Source organism: Pectobacterium sp. CFBP8739 (assembly GCF_013449375.1).
Taxonomy (GTDB): domain Bacteria; phylum Pseudomonadota; class Gammaproteobacteria; order Enterobacterales; family Enterobacteriaceae; genus Pectobacterium.
The window spans coordinates 321091-339755 of record NZ_JACDRR010000007.1; the positions used below are offsets into that span (position 1 = coordinate 321091).

The following is an 18665-nucleotide window of genomic DNA, read 5'->3' on the forward strand; positions in this document are numbered from 1 at the left end:
GCTCCCGTTACGGTTTTGCAGGTGTGGTGAGTGAGGGTGTCGCTGGCTGCTCAAAGTGGTAACGACCTGTTTTTAGGCTGCTTGGCCCCAGTCGGGCAAATTTGAACATCAGATACATTTCCGCAATAAGAAACAGCGTATACAGCCCGCAGATCAGCCCCATCGACAGCAGGATGTCATGTGCCTCCAGAGACGAATTGGCAATGGCGGTAGGCAGAACCTCGCCAACTGCCCACGGCTGGCGACCATACTCGGCGACGAACCAGCCGGATTCAATCGCGATCCAGGGCAAGGGAATCCCGTACAGCGCGGCGCGGTGCAGCCATTTACGCTGTCCCATGCGGCCGCGTATGACGCTCCAGAACGACAGCGCAAAAATGCCGAGCATCAGCACGCCGCAGCCCACCATCAAACGGAAAGCGACATACAGCGGTGCGACGCGAGGGATTGAGTCTTTGGTTGCCTGCTGAATCTGGTTTTCGCTGGCATTGGCGACATCATCGGTGTAGCGCTTAAGCAGCAAACCGTAGCCAAGATCGTGTTTGGCGGCTTCAAAGCGTGTGCGAACGGCGGGATCGGTGTTACCCGAACGCAGTTCCTCCAGCAGACCATAGGCCGTCATGCCGTTACGAATGCGAATCTCATGTTGCGCCATCAGGTCTTTAATGCCGACGACGGGTTTGTCGAGCGAACGTGTGGCGATGAGCCCCAGCAGGTAGGGAACGTTGATAGCGTAGTCATTCTGCATCGTTTCCTGATTGGGGAGGGCGAACAGGGTGAAAGACGCCGGAGCGGGCTGTGTTTCCCATTCGGCTTCAATCGCGGCCAGCTTGGTTTTCTGCACATCGCCCATCACATAGCCGGATTCATCACCCAGCACGATGACAGACAGCACCGAAGCCAGACCGAAACTCGCTGCAATGGCGAACGATCGCTTGGCAAAGGCGATATCGCGGCCTCTCAGCAGATAGTAAGAGCTGATCCCGAGGACGAACATGGCGCCAGCGGTATAGCCTGCTGCTACGGTGTGCACGAATTTCACCTGCGCCACTGGGTTCAGCACCAGTTCGGCGAAGCTCAGCATTTCCATGCGCATGGTTTCATAATTGAATTCAGCGGCAATTGGGTTTTGCATCCAGCCATTGGCGACCAGAATCCACAGCGCGGAGAAATTGGAACCCAGCGCGACGAACCAAGTCACCAGCATATGCTGGACTTTGGTCAGACGATCCCAGCCGAAAAAGAACAGGCCGATGAGCGTGGATTCGAGGAAGAACGCCATCAACCCTTCCATCGCCAGCGGTGCGCCAAAAATATCGCCCACGTAGTGAGAATAGTAAGACCAGTTAGTGCCGAACTGGAATTCCAACGTCAGGCCAGTTGCTACGCCCAGCGCAAAGTTGATGGCGAACAGCTTGCCCCAGAATTTGGTCATATCCTTGTAGATTTGCTTGCCGGTCAACACATACGTGGTGTTCATAATGGCCAGCAGGAAAGACAACCCCAGCGTCAGCGGGACGAAAAGAAAGTGATACATGGCGGTCAGGGCAAATTGCAGCCGCGACAGCTCGACGACATCAAACATGTTAGGCTCCTAGCGTCAGGCAGGAAAATGCTGTTATTCCGATACGTGTCGGAATAAATAGTGATGAACAAATGCGAATACATTACCGTCGACGATATTTACATACGTCGAAAATTAACTTCATTGAGTGAAGTGAGATAAGAATAAATCGTGAGTGAAACGTGCAGGGATTATAACGTGCAAAAACTAAAGGATAAATAGTACAGTTTGTTGGTTTTGTTTTTTTATCTTTAATGTTGTTATTTTGTTTTTATACTTCAAATTAAACTTAATTTTTGGGTTATTATGCTTTTTAAAATAAATATTTGGAATTTTATTCTTAATGTATTTCGTTGTTAAAAAATGAATTTAATTAAAATAGAACAGATTAGAGATGTATAAATATAACAGTTTCATTTTGTCTTTAATTTTATATTTGGCGAAAATAACAATAAGGAACTTTCAGGGCTTCCCGTTCAAAGAAACGGAGATGATGCGGGTGTGCCGTACGTTAAAATACGGCACACCTTATTTATATGGTTGACTGGGGCTATCGACTACGCGGAAGGCGCTTCTGGCCACATCACCGATGCGGCGGTGAGATCAAGGCGGTTCAACGCAACCAGATACCTTTTCCATTGCGTTAGCCGTTCTTGTTCTTCATCCGTGGCAATTGTTAAGTCCACGGCGTAGCTCAGTTCGGTAATGTGGGTTGTTGCCGTTGCACGCCGTGCCGCCAGTTCCTGCTGTAGGTTTTTGGTTACGGCAAGCTGCTGTGCCTCCCGATTTGTCACCCAGGCCGTTCCATCCCACTGATCGAACTCGGTGGCTGGAGGTAGAGCGGTCATATTTTCTGGTAGTTCGCCCAATTGCATCACCGTCTGCGCCTGTCGTGTTTCCATGTTGTAGACAGTCTGGCCGCGATAGTCTGGCACCTGCTCCCACGCCTTACCGTCTGCACGACGACGCAAGGCTCTGCCAGCAGGCGGTAATTCCGGCTCGTCGGCGTAGCTGTCTGCTGGCAGGCCGACGCCCTGCATCACATATTCATAGCTTGCGCTCTGGTATTCCCGCGTCGCTGGATTCACGTGGTAAACCGTAATCCATCCGGTATCGATGGCTAATCCGTGCTCGTTCAGTTCTGCGTTTTTGATTTGTGTTGAATAGTGGCTCATTATGCTGCTCTCACGATGTAGTTAAAGGCGATATTGCGTGGACGGGTTTCAGTGCCGCCCGTTGTGCTTGTTGTTCCGATATCATCTACAGAGAAATTCGATGATCCACCTCCGCGATCGGTATCGTTACGTAGCAACGGTACGCCGCCATGAGTGTGCGCTCTCAACTCGTCTGATTGGTGTGACAGCAACGCACGCCCCGCATCAACGCCACGTCCGTCATCCCAGCCGCGCACGAATTCGCCGCGCAAATCAGGTAGGACACCAGACGGATAGCGTGACGCTAAAACTGGATACAGGGTTTTATTGAATGTCTGGCCGTTGCATTTTAGCCAGCCCGTAGGAGCGACTGCGCCGGGGAATGGTAACGGGATGCCTGCCAGCTCAGATGCTGATAGTGCTCCGATTGTTGACGCGGACGGTTTGAATTTAGTTGTATAAAATGTCTCCCACTCATGCTCAAATCCGTAATGATCACGGGCTGTGCGATATGATAATCCGCCATTTCCGTACGATGCTAGAAATTGCAATGATGGGCAGCTTCCAGCTCCACCATTGAAGTGCACAATCATTTGGCTATCGGTAGGGCGCTGCGCTTGATAAACACCTGAGTTCGCATTCCACGCCACATCACTATTATTTACAGTACCTGTAAATCCTAACGGAAATGCGCCAATATCCGTCGCGCTGGGTTTATTAGTCAGTCCATCTAGCATTACATTCCAACCCAGCGAGTAGACACCATTCCACGCCTGACGTGTCGCTACCGGCCCTCTATGAGGTAAATACATCTGACTGTGGATACCTCCGATTTCGTTAATAAATAAAAAACCGTATGAGTACAGCATTTCTCCCCGGATGTTTTTTGGCATATCTGTAACGGTATTACCGTCACTAATTGCTACACGATAAACCCCCGTCTGATTACATGCCGCAAACATTCCGCCATTTACTAACTCGCCACGATAAACAAGTGTTGAAAGAAACTTTGATTTATCAGGAATATCCGCGCCGTTCTGGTCTTTTGCCAGCTTCCCTGCCAGTGCATTCAGTACGGTTGTACTGAAATTTGGATCATTGCCCAACGCATTAGCCAGTTCTTGCAGCGTATCCAATGCGGCAGGGGAACCGTTAACCAATGCAGCGATAGCCGCTTTCACAAAGGCCGTGGTCGCTATTTGTGTATCGTTCGCCGCCGCTCCGGCAGTCGGGGCGGTTGGGGTGCCTGTGAATGTCGGGCTCGCTTTCGGCGCGTATTGGGGATGTGCATCAAGTGTTGATGCATGAGCATTCAGCTTACTGGCCGCGTCAGTTTTCACCTCAGCAATCGCATTCAAGATGGTTGTGCTGAAGTTCGGGTCGTTGCCTAGCGCATTTGCCAACTCTTGCAGCGTATCCAGTGCTGCCGGAGAACCATTGATCAGTGCGGCAATGGCCGTTTTCACAAATGCAGTGGTGGCAATTTGCGTGTTGTTTGCCGTCTGTGCTGTTGTTGGCGCGGTGGGCGTTCCAGTGAAAGCAGGGCTCGCTTTCGGGGCATATTGTGAATGCGGGTCGCTGGCGGTGAGGTGCTTTTGCAAACTCTCGCCTGTGTTTTCCTGCATTTTTTTCAGGTACGCCGTACGGCTGGCTAACTGCTCAGCCTGACGGTTGGAGATGCCTCCAGGGCCTGCGACAACGGGATCCGATGTCTCAAGCTGATAAATGCCATCAATCCAGCTTTCTTGTTCAGATAAATTCGCCATTTTCATGCGTTCCTATGAGTGATGATAGTGCCACGATGCGACATCGCCGTATTTCTGTCTGTTTCTACGCCGATGTCAGCATTGTGCCGATGGCTATAAAACAGTTTTAGTGACGATGAAGAGCGTACCGTTTGCGGTGCGGCGGGTTTAGTAACGGAGTTTAAAAATTGAGGTGAAACGGACGCAGAAACGGCAGTCACCGTGCGGACGCTATGTCCTTGCTTCCCAATCAATATGAGCCGAGGTGACTGGCGCGCTAATTGCATATTTCCGAGCAAGGTTTTTTCTGGAGAGACAGCGATGGTGGCGGAGCCTTCAACGACAATTCGATTTTTACTTGCCTCGCGCCAGTGTGAGCTGAACAGCCTGCGCTACTTGCTGCAAAGTGGTGAACTGGTGGGGAAAATCAGCCAACTCGTGCATCTATTGCAGCGCGAGCGGGGAACGGCCAACCTGTTTCTGTGCTCCGACGGCCGCTTTTTCGCTGACGAACTGGCGCTACGTGAGAAAGACGTGCAGACGGCGCAGACGCATTTGATGACACATCTGGCCGGACTGGAAAAAATGACGGCGGAATTGCCGCAGGCGAGCCGTCTGTTCAGCCGTGTCGCCAGCGTGGTCTATGCGCTGAGCCTGCTGCCCGCGCTGCGCCAGCAGATTCGCCAGCGCTTGTTACCTCAGCCGCAGGCGATGACATTTTTCAACGACATTGTTCGTAACCTGCTAGCGTTGGTTTTTGAGGTGTCGGATACGGCAGCCGATCCGGGGATTTCCCGCGCGCTGATTGCCATGTTCAGTTTTATGCAGGGAAAAGAGCTGGCAGGGCAGGAGCGTGCGGTTGGCGCGGCGGCCTATGGTGCGGGCAGTGTTGATGAGGAAACCCGGCAAAAGCTGCTGGATTTAATTGAACGACAGGAGCGCTGTTTCGATACCTTTCTCAGTTTTAGCGATGAAGAAAACCAGCAGCGTTGGAATGCTATTGCGATAGACAGCGAATTTGAGCGCCTGCGCCGCATTGTGTGCACCCGCAGCCCGATAGAAAAGCTGTCGGAGGCCGATAGTCTGCACTGGTTTTCGATTGCCACGCGGCGCATCGATGAAATGAAGCAGATGGAAGATGAGCTTGAGCAGACGCTGATGCAGCGCTGCCGCACCCGTATTGCGGCAGCGGAGAAGGCATGCCGCGATCAACGGGCGGATCTCGAAGAACTGATGGCGCAGCAGGAGAAGGACGATCCTGGCTATTCAATATTTATCGCCGGTCATGATGTGGAAGGGCAGAACGCCCCTCCCGGCTGGCTACATAGCGATGGCGTGAGCCCACAGCTGGGACGATCGCTGCTGTCGCTGGTGCAGCAACAATCGCGGCGCTTACAGGCACTGGATCATGAACTGGCTGCGCTGCGAGCCACGTTGAATGAAAGAAAGCAGATCGATCGCGCGAAAGGTTTGCTGATGCAGCATCGTGGATTAAGCGAAGAGGAGGCCTACAAAACCCTGCGCCGCATGGCGATGAGCCAGAATAAAAAGCTGATCGACATCGCCACCGCGATGCTCGCGGTAGCCGATGTATTCGGGGATACCCCTTAAGAGGTATATGCACATGAACTGTGCGTGTTCTGCCAGTTAGCGGTGCAAGACGCCGTCTTGTGAAGAGGAAATCGTGGAATAAATAGCGGAGTAACTGAGGGGGGGAAGTGGTTTCGTGCGTAGCGGGTTCTCGCTGTCGTTGTGTTGTGATGAGCGTAAATAACGCTGAAGGAAAAACAGTCTTAGGATGAGCGGCAGGGAAGCCGCGAAAGCCGTTGCCGCGTCGGGAACGCGTCAACGGCGGTCCGTTAAGAGGCTGTTTTTTCTGAAGGTATCGCGTAGCGACGTTATTTCTCGCGAAAAAGCCGCGGGTCACGGGGCGGCGGCGACTGAGCGCCCCGTGTCGGGCGCGTGCTACGGCGTAGCATAGAAATGGCAATATTCTCGCGCACGAAATAATCATCATAATTTACATGTGGTTACCGAAATTTCAGTTCACGTCTTGGTTAATCCATCCCCCTCGGCAATATGTAAAACTGTGACATCTGGCACAAACCTTGCTTTAACTCATTAGCAACAACCAAACATTCATAATGCGTTTCGGGCCAATGGCGGTGCGGAAGGTGTTAATCGGACAACGGCGTCCATAAGCGTGCAGATTCTGCATGGGCTTGTGGACGCCGTTTTTGTTTTTTACCGCCTGAAAAGGTGTTTTGCGCAAGGGTGCCGTTGATGAGTGATTCCAAAACCAAATGCATGTCTGTCTCTCGCCGCCAGTTTCTGTTGGGGAGTGCTGCACTGGGCGGCAGCCTGATGCTGCCAGGGTTGATGAATAGCGCCTGGGCCGCAGGTTCCGACGCGCCGGAGAAAAAGGAAATCCGAGTCGGGTTTATCCCGTTGACGGACTGCGCCTCGGTCGTGATGGCCGCAGTGAAAGGCTTCGACAAGAAATACGGCATCACGATTGTTCCCAGCAAAGAAGCCAACTGGGCGGCGGTACGCGACAAACTGGTGTCGGGTGAACTGGATGCCGCCCACATTCTGTATGGGCAGCTGTACGGTCTGCAAATGGGGCTGTCCGGAGCGCAGAGCAATATGGCAGCACTGATGACGCTCAACCAGAACGGACAAGGCATCACGCTGGCAAACCAACTGCGTGAAGCCAATATCACGGATCTTGCGGCGCTGCAAAAATATATCGCCGCCAGCCCAGCAGGCACCTACACCTTCGCACAAACTTTCCCGACCGGCACACACGCCATGTGGCTCTACTACTGGCTAGCCTCTGCTGGGATCAACCCGCTGAACGACGTGCGCACCGTGGTGGTGCCACCGCCGCAGATGGTGATGAACATGAAGATTGGCAACATGGTGGGTTACTGCGTCGGCGAACCGTGGAACCAGCGTGCCATCAGCGAAAAAATCGGCTTTACCGCCGCCACCTCGCAAGACATCTGGCCGGATCATCCCGAAAAAGTGCTGGGTACCCGTGCCGACTGGGTAAACGCCAACCCCAATAGCGCCCGCGCGCTGACTGCCGCGATTCTCGATGCGTCACGCTGGATTGACGCCTCGGACGACAACCGCCGTGAGACGGCAGGCGTCGTTGCCGGACGCGCGTACATCAATGCCAAAGAAGACACTATTGTCGGACGCATGCTGGGCCAGTACGAAAACGGACTGGGGAAAAGCTGGAAAGACGAACACGCGATGCGTTTCTACCACGACGGTTCCGTGAACTACCCGTACCTGTCCGACGGCATGTGGTTCCTCACCCAGCACAAACGTTGGGGCTTGCTCACCGAAGAACCGGACTATCTGGCTGTCGCGAAGCAGGTTAACCGCATTGATATCTACAAGCAGGCGGCCGAGGCCGTGGGGAATGTGCCGTTGCCCAGTAACGACATGCGCAGCAGCGTGCTTATCGACGGCCGCCGCTGGGACGGTAGCGATCCAGCGGGGTATGCCAACAGTTTTAGCGTGAAGAAATAAGTGAGGTTGATGATGAAAAACCAGGCCCAAATCATTCCGATTACTGCGGATAACGCTCCGAAAACGGTGCACAACGCTGAAATTATGCCGCTGCCAACCAAACCGGCAGCACCTGAAAAAGCACCGGCAGCACCGGCTTTTGCCTACCGCCCGCGGCTGCGTAAGCTGTTTCAGCAGCTTTTTCCCGCGGTTCTGGGGCTAGGTCTGCTGGTGGCGGTCTGGCAGATTGCCGCGCTCAACAGCGAAAATTTCCCGACGCCGTGGGCGACCTGGCTTGCGGCGCTCAGCCTCTTCGCCGATCCATTTTACATTGCCGGGCCGAACGATCAGGGTATCGGCTGGAACGTATTGGCCTCGCTGCAACGTGTCGGCATCGGTTTTGGGCTGGCGGCGCTGGTCGGCATTCCCACCGGTTTCCTGATTGGCCGTTTTACCTTTCTGGCCACTATGCTCAACCCGATTATTTCGCTGCTGCGCCCGGTCAGCCCGCTGGCGTGGTTGCCTATCGGTCTGCTGCTGTTCCAGCGCGCGGAACCAGCATCCAGTTGGACCATTTTCATCTGTTCTATCTGGCCGATGATCCTCAATACCGCCGAGGGCGTGCGTCGTATCCCGCAGGATTACCTGAATGTGGCGCGTGTACTAAAGCTCTCCGAATTCACCATCATGCGCAAGATTCTGCTGCCTGCGGTGCTGCCTAACGTATTGACTGGCGTGCGTCTGTCGATTGGCGTCGCCTGGCTGGTGATTGTCGCCGCAGAGATGCTGACGGGCGGCGTGGGTATCGGCTTCTGGATTTGGAATGAGTGGAACAACCTGAATGTGGAAAACATCATCATCGCCATCGTGGTGATTGGCGTTATCGGTCTGCTGCTTGAGCAGGGACTGATGTGGATTGCTAACCGTTTCAGCTATGACAACCGCTAAGGAGCCGACCATGCGTACAACACCGATTATTCAAGTGCAGCAGGTGAGCCAGCGTTTCAATACCGCCAGTGGTGAGTTTTTGGCGCTCGATCAGGTGAGTTTCGACATTCATACCGGTGAGACGATCAGCCTGATCGGCCACTCTGGCTGCGGCAAGTCCACGTTATTGAATCTGATTGCCGGTCTGACGCTACCGAGCAGCGGCGGCCTGCTGTGTGACAACCGTGAAATCGACGGCCCAGGGCCGGAGCGCGGCGTGGTCTTTCAGAACCACTCGTTGCTGCCGTGGCTGACCACCTACGAAAACGTTGCGCTGGCGGTACGTCAGGTATTTCGCGGGCAGATGAACAAGCACGAGATGCACGAATGGATTACCCACAATCTGGAGCTGGTGCACATGGGACACGCGCTGAACAAGCGGCCGAATGAGATCTCCGGCGGGATGAAACAGCGTGTGGGGATTGCCCGCGCGCTGGCGATGAAGCCGAAAGTGCTGCTGATGGATGAACCGTTCGGCGCGTTGGATGCGCTGACGCGTGCGCACCTTCAGGATGCGGTGATGGAAATTCAGCAACGCTTGCAAACCACGATTGTGCTGATTACTCACGACGTAGACGAGGCGGTACTGCTGTCGGATCGCGTGCTGATGATGACGAATGGCCCGGCGGCGACGGTCGGTGAAATCATGACGGTCGAGCTGGAACGTCCACGTTCGCGCGTCACGCTGGCTGACGATCCACGCTACCACCACTACCGTCAGCAGGTGCTGCATTTCTTATATGAAAAACAGCCTAAAGCAGCCTGACAGCGAGGCCGGAACGATGATGAAACCGCATCTGATTGTGATTGGTAACGGGATGGCGAGTGCGCGATTTGTCGATACGTTGCGGCAACTGGCTGCGACGCGCTACCGCATCACCGTGATTGGTGATGAACCGCGCGCCAGCTACAACCGCATCCTGCTGTCGCCGGTATTGAGCGGCGAAAAAGCGTTTACGGATACGCTGCTGATGCCTGCGGCTATCGATGATGATGCGGCGCTGCCGGTGAGTTATCTGTTGGGTGAGCGGGTAACCCACATCGATCGCCAGCAGCGTGAGGTGACAACGACGCAGCGGCAACTGCATTACGATCATCTGGTGCTGGCGACCGGATCTACGCCGTTTATGCCACCGATGCCCGGTATCGATCTGCTGGGCGTATGCGGCTTCCGCACGCTGGATGATGTCGAGCTGATGTTGACGACGATTCGCCAATCCGTGCCTGCGGTGGTGATTGGCGGTGGTTTGCTCGGGATTGAAGCGGCAGCCGCGCTGAAACTGCGCGGTGCCGATGTCACTTTATTACACCGCACCCCGATGCTGATGGAGCGTCAACTGGACGCGACGGCGAGCGGCCTGCTTTGCGACAGCCTGCGTGCCCGCGGTATTGCCTGTGAAACGGATGTGCAGGTGGTGGCGCTGCACGGTGATGAACATGGCGTCACGGCCGTTGCACTGGCGGATGGCCGCACGATCCCCGCCGGGCTGGTGGTGGTGACGGCAGGCGTGATTCCCGCCAGCCAACTGGCACGCGAGTGCGGCTTGCCCTGTAACCGCGGTGTGCTGGTGGACGGTCAACTGCAAACTGCCGACCCGTACATCAGCGCGATCGGCGAGTGCTGTGAGCTCAATGGCGAAACGTTCGGGCTGGTTGCTCCGTGTTTCGCCCATGCCACGTTGGTGGCACAGCGCCTGGCCGGACACACACCGAAAGATTATCAGCGTGAACAGGCGGCGACGCGGCTGAAGGTCACCGGTATTGGCGTGGTCAGCGGCGGCGATATTAACGTTACATCGGATGATGAGGTGTACACCCTGTTTGATCCGCAGACGCAGCACTACCGTCGTCTGCTCGTTCGCGACGGGCGGCTGAGCGGTGTTCTGCTGTATGGCGATACCGACGACAGCCAGCGTCTGCTGGCCACAATGGAGAGCTCTACAGAAGGCAAGATGCTTCCGCCTGCCTCGCTGCTTTTCGGCCTTTCTTCCCCTGATTCTGACCCACAGCCTGAAGCTGTAAGGATTCCTGTCATGAGCAAACCTATTTTGGTGGTCGTCGGCCACGGTATGGTCGGCCACTATTTTCTTGAACAGCTGGTCGAGCGCGACCTGCATCAGCATTACCACATTGTCGTATTTGGTGAAGAACGCCATGAAGCCTATGACCGCGTTCACCTCTCCGAGTATTTTTCCGGCCGCAGCGCCGCTTCTTTGTCACTGGTAAAAGACGGCTTTTTTGCCGAGAGCGGTATCGAGCTGCGCAGCGCCAGTGAGATCGTGGCTATCGACCGTGAACGTCAATGCGTGTGTGATGCGCAGGGCCGAGAAACCGCCTACGACAAGCTGGTGCTGGCGACCGGCTCTTATGCGTTTGTGCCGCCGATTCCCGGCAATACGCGCCCCGGCTGTCTGGTTTATCGCACGCTGGACGACCTGGATGCGATTGCGGCACAGGCGAAAAAGGCGAAATCCGGTGTGGTGATCGGTGGCGGCTTGCTGGGGCTGGAAGCGGCAAACGCCCTGCGTCAGTTGGGGCTGGATACCCATGTGGTGGAGTTTGCGCCGCGTCTGATGGCGGTGCAGCTCGATGACGGCGGTGCCACCATGCTGCGGCGCAAGATTGAAGCGCTGGGCGTACAGATTCATGTCAGCAAAGAAACGCGCGAGATCACCGACGGCGAGCAGGCGTTGCATCGTCTCTGCTTTGCGGACGGCAGCGTGTTGGAAACCGATCTGGTGCTGTTTTCTGCCGGGATTCGCCCGCGCGATAAGCTGGCAGACAGTGGTGATTTAGAGAAAGGACCGCGCGGCGGCATTGTGATTGATGACCATTGCCAGACGTCGGACGACGCGATTTTCGCCATCGGCGAGTGCGCACTGTGGCAAGGCCAGATTTTCGGATTGGTGGCACCGGGCTACCAGATGGCACGCAGCGTGGCGGATACGCTGGCGCAGCGCGACACGCCCTTTACCGGCGCGGACATGAGCACCAAGCTGAAGCTGTTGGGCGTTGATGTCGCCTCGATTGGCGATGCGCACGGGCGCACGGCGGGCAGCCAAAGCTACCAGTGGACGGACGGCCCGAACGAGATCTACAAGAAAATCGTTGTTTCCGCTGACGGCAAGCGTTTACTGGGGGCGGTACTGATTGGCGACAGCAGCGATTACAGCACGTTGCTGCAAATGATGCTCAACGATATGCCGCTGCCCGCACAGCCGGAAAGTCTGATTCTGCCCGCGCGTGCTGGCGATGCACCGAAAGGACTGGGCGTGGCGGCGTTACCCGCCAGTGCACAGATCTGTTCCTGCCATAACGTCAGCAAAAGCGATATCTCGGCGGCGGTGGCGGACGGCTGCGGTGAACTGGGCGCGCTGAAAACCTGTACCAAAGCGGGAACGGGCTGCGGCGGCTGCGTGCCGCTGCTGAAACAGGTAATGGAGTATGAACTGACGCAACTGGGTGTCGAAGTGAAAAAGGATATTTGCGAGCACTTCGCCTATTCGCGTCAGGAGCTGTATCACCTGATTCGTGTGCATGAGATCCGCTCGTTCGACAGCCTCCTTGCGCGTTACGGCCACGGTTTAGGCTGCGAAGTCTGTAAGCCGCTGGTGGGGTCGATGCTGGCGTCCTGCTGGAATGACTATCTGCTGCAACCGCAGCACCTGCCGTTGCAGGATACCAACGATCGTTTCTTCGCCAACATCCAAAAAGACGGTACGTATTCCGTCGTACCGCGCGTGCCGGCAGGGGAGATCACGCCGGAAGGGCTGATCGCGATCGGTCAGGTGGCGCAGCGCTATAGCCTGTACACCAAGATCACCGGCGGTCAGCGCGTGGACTTATTCGGCGCGCGCTTAGAGCAGCTTCCCGCGATCTGGCGCGAGCTGATCGATGCCGGGTTTGAAACTGGTCACGCCTACGGTAAATCGCTGCGTACCGTGAAATCCTGTGTGGGATCGACCTGGTGTCGCTATGGCGTGCAGGATTCCACTGGGCTGGCGATCCAACTGGAGCACCGTTACAAGGGGCTGCGTTCGCCGCATAAGATCAAAATGGCGGTATCGGGCTGTACCCGCGAATGTGCGGAGGCGCAGAGCAAGGACATCGGCGTGATTGCCACCGATAAAGGCTGGAACCTTTACGTGTGCGGCAACGGTGGCATGAAACCGCGCCATGCGGATCTCTTTGCCAGCGATCTGGATACGGAAACTCTGCTACGCACCATCGATCGGGTCTTGATGTTCTATATCCGCACCGGCGATCGTCTCCAGCGTACCAGCACCTGGATGGATAATCTGGAGGGCGGTATCGACTATCTGCGTCAGGTGATTCTGGAAGACAGCCTGAATATTGGTGAAGAATTAGATAAAGAGATGCAGCGCGTGGTGGAGGCCTACCAGTGCGAATGGCAAACCACGCTGGAAAGCCCGGAACGTCTGGCGCTATTCCGCGGTTTCCTGAACAGCGATAGTCCGGATGAAGCGGTGGTGATGGTACCTGAGCGTGGACAAATTCGTCCGGCGCAGGGGCATGAGAAAGCGGTCTCGCCAGAGCTGGTTGCCCTGAAGCCCGCCGCGCATGAAGCGGAGTGGGTACAGGTGGCGACGTTGGGCGATATTCCGCGTCATGCTGGCATGGCGGCGCGTCTCGGGCAGCAGCAAATCGCGCTGTTCCACTTGCCGGGGAGCGAGCAGCAGGTGTACGCGTTGGAAAACCATGAACCGGGCAGCGGGGCGAATGTGTTGTCGCGTGGCTTGATCGGTGACGTGGCGGGCGAACCGGTGGTGATTTCTCCGTTGTACAAAAAGCGCTTCAAGCTGCGGGATGGCGTGAGCCCGGATGACAGCGCGCTATACGTGCGTGCCTGGCCGGTACGTGTGGAAGACGACGAGATTTGGGTATGCCGTCAACCGCTGGCCGTACCTGAAAGCGTCGGTCTGGCAGACACTGCTATGGCGAAAGCATCATGACCGCGCGTGTCTGTCGGACAACCTGCCCCTATTGTGGCGTCGGCTGTGGCGTGCTGGCAGAACACGATGGGCAAGGTGCGGTAAAGATTAGCGGGGATCCTGCCCATCCGGCGAATTTGGGTCGGCTGTGCGTCAAAGGCTCCGCGCTGGGAGAGACGCTGGATTTGAACGGCCGCCTGCTGTGGCCGCTGGTGGAAGGGCGTCGCGTGAGCTGGGATCAGGCTCTCGATACGGTAGCCGAACGGCTGCTGGCGACCATGCAGCAGCACGGCCCGCAGTCGGTAGCGTTTTATGGTTCAGGCCAGCTGTTGACGGAGGATTACTACGTTGCCAACAAGCTGATGAAGGGTTTTATTGGCGTCGCCAATATGGATACCAATTCGCGGTTGTGCATGGCGTCTGCGGTGATCGGCTACAAGCGCGGACTGGGAGCAGACGCGGTTCCCTGTAACTATGAAGATATCGAACTGGCGGATGTGGTGGTGCTGGTCGGTTCTAACACGGCTTGGGCGCATCCGGTGGTGTATCAGCGGCTGGTGCAGGCGAAACAACAGCGACCGCAGATGCAGGTGGTGGTGATCGATCCTCGACGTACCGCCACCTGCGACATTGCCGATCTGCATTTACCGTTGCAGCCTGGCAGCGATGCGGGACTGTTTAACGGCCTGTTGCAGTGGATTGCACAAGATCCACGCATCGATCGCACCGAATGGGTCGAGCGTTTTTCCGGTGTAGAAGAAACATTACAGTCGGCGCAGACGTGGTCGGTGGCGCACGTGGCGGAGTTTTGTCAGTTAAATGAAGCCGATATCGAGTGTTTCTACCACCTGTTCAGCACCAGCAATAAAGTGGTCACGCTCTATTCGCAGGGTGTTAATCAATCATCCTCGGGCAGCGATAAATGTAACGCGATCATCAATGCTCACCTGCTGAGCGGCAACATCGGCGTAGCGGGTTCCGGCCCCTTTTCGATAACCGGACAGCCAAATGCGATGGGTGGGCGAGAGGTCGGCGGGCTAGCTAATCAGCTTGCTAGCCACATGGGTTTTACACCGCAGGACATCGAGCGCGTAGGGCGCTTTTGGCAGAGCGATAATGTGGCGACGCAACCCGGCCTGAATGCCGTGGAGTTGTTTCGCGCGGTTGAACGCGGCGAGATTAAAGCGGTGTGGATCATGGGTACTAATCCGGTGGTGTCGATGCCGGACGCTGACCGAGTGAAACAGGCGCTGGAACGCTGCCCGCTGGTAATCGTCTCCGAAGTGATGCGCCATACGGATACCGCAGAAACCGCTGATATCTTACTCCCCGCGCTGGGGTGGGGGGAAAAAGACGGCACGGTAACCAATTCCGAACGCCGGTTGTCTCGCCAGCGTGCCTTTCTGTCTGCGCCGGGGGAAGCCAAAGCCGACTGGTGGATCCTGAGTCAGGTGGCGCAGCGTATGGGATTTGCCGAGGCATTTGCTTATCAGCATCCGGCGGAGATCTTTCGTGAACATGCCGCGCTGTCTGGGTTTGAGAATAACGGTAGCCGTGCGTTTGATATCAGCGGGCTGGCGACGCTCAACAATCAGCAGTGGCAGCAACTGGAGCCGATACAGTGGCCGGTGAATGCGACATACCCACACGGGCGCGCCCGACTGGGTGACGATGGCCGACTCTGGCATGCCGATGGCAAAGCGCGTCTGGTGGCGGTAACCCCGTCGCTGCCGCAAAGCCCGTGGAGCGCGGCGTATCCGCTGATACTGAACACTGGGCGTATTCGCGATCAGTGGCACACCATGACGCGTACGGGCAAAGCGGCTCGGCTGATGCGTCATATCAGCGAACCGTACTGCGAGCTGCATCCACAGGATGCGCAGACGCATGACATTCAGGCGGGCGATTTGGTACGCCTGTCGTCGGTGCACGGCTGGATGCTGGCGCGGGCGCGGATTGACGCTGGACAGGTGCGCGGTAGCGTGTTTGTGCCGATGCATTGGAATCAGCAGTTCAGCGCTCAGGCGCGGGCTGACAGTTTAGTGGCGCCGATTACCGATCCGTATTCCGGCCAGCCGGAAAGCAAGCACAGTCGGGTGCGTATCCAACCCTGGCATACCGCCTGGCAGGCAATGCTGTTTTTTGCTGACGAGCTACCTACCGCGCCATTAACGTTACCCGCAGAGCATGACGTTCTGCCGCCGCCCGCCACCTACTGGAGCAAAGTGCCTCATGAGAGCGTGACGCAGTATCTGTTTGCCGACCGCGTGCCAGTAGATGATTGGCAGGCATGGCTGACCGAGCATTATGGATTGGAAAACATGCAGTGTCAGATTGCACAGGGTAACGGCATCTTTCACCTGATTGGCTGGCGTGATGACCGCGTGGTACTGGCCTGCTATGTCAGTGCACAGGCGCTGCGTATCGACAGCGATGCGGTGTGTCAGGCGTTTATCCATCCACCACAGCTACCGCACGAGCGGCATGCGCTGTTGGCGGGGCAGGCACCGCAGGGGCAGGCGCAGCAAGGTGCAACGATTTGCAGCTGCTATAGCGTGGGTGAAGCGATTATCGTCGGCGCGATTCGTCAAGGCTGCCACAGCGTGGCAGCGCTAGGCGGTGCGCTGAAATGTGGCACTAACTGCGGTTCCTGTATCCCCGAACTGAAGGCGTTATTGAGTCAGCATGTACCGATAACGATCAATGAACTGAAGAAAGCAGGTTGAGCGCCACGGCGTAATGAGGTGTGACATGATGACAACACAATCAATATTGGCGCAGGGCCAACGGCGTCAGCCTGTACTCGGCGGTGAAGTCTGGCTGGTAGGTGCAGGGCCGGGCGATGTGGAACTGCTGACGCTGAAGGCGCTGCGGGCAATCCAGCAGGCGGATGTGGTGGTCTACGATCGGCTGGTGTCGGCGGAGATTATGGATTTGGTGCCGGAGCAGGTGTTGTGCATCGACGTTGGGAAAACGCGCGGTTGTCACCGCCTGTCACAGGAAAAAATCAATCAGCTGTTGGTCGAATTGGCGCAGGCTGGGCAACGAGTGATCCGTCTGAAAGGTGGCGATCCGTTTATTTTTGGCCGCGGCGGTGAAGAGATGGATTATGCCCAACAGGCCGGAATTGTCTGCCACGTGGTGCCGGGTATTACTGCCGCGACCGGCTGTGCGGCGGCCGTAGGGCTACCGCTGACTCACCGCGCCTGTGCGCAGTCGGTGCGCTTCGTGACCGGTCATTCGCGCGATGGCGAACCGCAATTAGACTGGCCGACGCTGGCGGACAACCAGCAAACGCTGGTGTTCTATATGGGGCTGAGCCACAGCAGCCGGCTTTGTCAGCGCTTGATCGAGCACGGGCTGTCCGCGCAGACGCCCGTCGCGATTATCGAACGCGGTACCCAGCCGGATCAGCGCTTATTAACTGCAACGCTGGCGACTTTACCAGCGCTGCTGGCACGCTATCAGCCACAGTCGCCTAGCCTGCTGGTGGTCGGTGACGTCGTCCGCTTTTGCCGTCATCCTGCGCTGCACGTTGACGCGGCTCCTGCGCGGCTGACGATGGAAAAACATCAAGCCGCCTGACGGCAACGGCTCCGTGATATGCTGGAGCTGGCGCGTGAGATTGGGTTACTATTTGAACGCTGGTCGGTGCCGCTGACGCAGCGTCGGGCGCTGTTATTTTACATTGCACAAGCGGGAAACACATCCAAACCCGTAGATTTCATTGACGCACTGGCAGCACCGCTATCAACCGGTCAGGAGGACATTATGACGATTGCAGAACAATTGAAAAAAATGGGATTCGAGGAAGGAATCCAACGCGGTATTCAGCAAGGCGGTATTCAGCAAGGATTAGAGCAGGGCATTGAACAAGGGATGAAAAGCAGTGCCAGACAAATTGCCCGTAATTTATTGCTAACGGGAATGGATAAGAATAGCGTGCAGCAGGTCACTCAGCTTGAGGAAGAAGAGCTGGAGCAACTGGTCACCGCTATCCTGCATGAAACTCAGCATTGATAGCGTACGAAAAGAATCGGTACGAAAAACTGAGCGTTGCTGATGCCTGTTACAGAAAAAGATCAGCCGAGCAACGCTCACGTCCTTTCGCTAACGCGTTGCGGTTAGCCTTTGCGTACTCGCGCCGTCAGCCCTTTCAAGAAGTAGCGGATCACCTGATCGCCGCAGGTGCGATAGTTTTTGTGGTCAGGGGCGCGCATCATCGCGGTCACTTCCGGCACTGAAATGCGGAAATTTTGCTCCAGCAGGATCGCCTGAATATCATCCGTTTTTAATGAAAACGCGACACGTAGTTTTTTCAGAATAATATTGTTGGTCATCTTGCGCTCAAACTGCGGCGCAGGCTGGTTTTCATCTTTGCCGCGTTTTTGCAGAATCAGTCCATTCAGGAAATAACTCATCACGATGTCCGGGCAAGGTTGATAGCCTTCCTCACCCTCTTTTTTGACGTAGCTCGCCAACTGCTGGGGAGGGACGGTCATCTCCACCAGCGCTAGGATCTTCAGCAGGTGGTCATTGTTCAAATTCAGCATATAGCGCACGCTGCGCAGGACATCGTTATTCATCATTACGGAAAGGGTCTCGCCGTTCGTCTTGGTACAAAACGCACAGTATAAAGGGAACGGCGGAGAAATGCAGAAACGATCGTGGAATTAGTGAAACGACTTTTCGACCACGGTGCACTATGCAGATTCCGTCGTGATGTCTCTGCCCCGTCAGT

The 18665-nt window shown here is 56.0% G+C and carries 11 protein-coding genes and 1 pseudogene; 8 read left to right on the top strand and 4 right to left on the bottom strand.

Annotation, left to right across the window (positions count from 1 at the left end; translation table 11 throughout):
* Positions 1-7: 7 nt before the first annotated feature.
* The 3 genes from cydA to H0247_RS07465 form a co-directional block, all read right to left on the bottom strand.
* Positions 8-1585, bottom strand: coding sequence for a cytochrome ubiquinol oxidase subunit I (gene cydA / locus H0247_RS07455; protein WP_180741971.1), 1578 nt, complete (start codon positions 1583-1585; stop codon positions 8-10).
* Positions 1586-2121: 536 nt separating this feature from the next.
* Entirely contained in the window at positions 2122-2739 is a 618-nt protein-coding gene (locus H0247_RS07460) for a tail fiber assembly protein (RefSeq protein ID WP_180741972.1), read from the bottom strand.
* Positions 2739-4484 (bottom strand): phage tail protein, encoded by a 1746-nt coding sequence (locus tag H0247_RS07465; protein ID WP_180742044.1) that lies wholly within the window; start codon positions 4482-4484, stop codon positions 2739-2741. Before H0247_RS07465 ends, H0247_RS07460 begins: the two co-directional genes overlap by 1 nt.
* A 300-nt stretch (positions 4485-4784) precedes the next feature.
* Here H0247_RS07465 and H0247_RS07470 point away from each other — a divergent pair, with 300 nt between their 5' ends.
* The 8 genes and pseudogenes from H0247_RS07470 to H0247_RS07505 form a co-directional block, all read left to right on the top strand.
* Positions 4785-6074, top strand: coding sequence for a nitrate regulatory protein (locus H0247_RS07470; RefSeq protein WP_180741973.1), 1290 nt, complete (start codon positions 4785-4787; stop codon positions 6072-6074).
* Between the two features lie 672 nt (positions 6075-6746).
* On the top strand, positions 6747-8006 hold the full coding sequence (locus H0247_RS07475; protein WP_180741974.1) for a CmpA/NrtA family ABC transporter substrate-binding protein: 1260 nt from the start codon (positions 6747-6749) through the stop codon (positions 8004-8006).
* A gap of 12 nt (positions 8007-8018) precedes the next feature.
* Entirely contained in the window at positions 8019-8933 is a 915-nt protein-coding gene (gene ntrB, locus H0247_RS07480) for a nitrate ABC transporter permease (protein WP_180742045.1), read from the top strand.
* A gap of 10 nt (positions 8934-8943) precedes the next feature.
* A complete protein-coding gene (locus H0247_RS07485; RefSeq protein ID WP_180741975.1) occupies positions 8944-9738 on the top strand; it encodes an ABC transporter ATP-binding protein in 795 nt (264 codons plus the stop codon).
* Between the two features lie 19 nt (positions 9739-9757).
* Complete coding sequence (nirB, locus tag H0247_RS07490; RefSeq protein WP_180742046.1) at positions 9758-13945, top strand: nitrite reductase large subunit NirB; 4188 nt, start codon at positions 9758-9760, stop codon at positions 13943-13945.
* Entirely contained in the window at positions 13942-16650 is a 2709-nt protein-coding gene (locus H0247_RS07495; protein ID WP_180741976.1) for a nitrate reductase, read from the top strand. The genes nirB and H0247_RS07495 overlap by 4 nt, the downstream gene beginning before the upstream one ends.
* Before the next feature lie 25 nt (positions 16651-16675).
* A complete protein-coding gene (cobA, locus tag H0247_RS07500; protein WP_180741977.1) occupies positions 16676-17509 on the top strand; it encodes a uroporphyrinogen-III C-methyltransferase in 834 nt (277 codons plus the stop codon).
* Between the two features lie 6 nt (positions 17510-17515).
* Positions 17516-17944: pseudogene (locus H0247_RS07505) on the top strand (transposase); the annotation flags it as partial.
* 104 nt (positions 17945-18048) lie between these two features.
* Here the strand turns inward: H0247_RS07505 and H0247_RS07510 are convergent.
* Entirely contained in the window at positions 18049-18513 is a 465-nt protein-coding gene (locus H0247_RS07510; RefSeq protein WP_015840924.1) for a DUF1456 family protein, read from the bottom strand.
* Between the last annotated feature and the right edge of the window lie 152 nt (positions 18514-18665).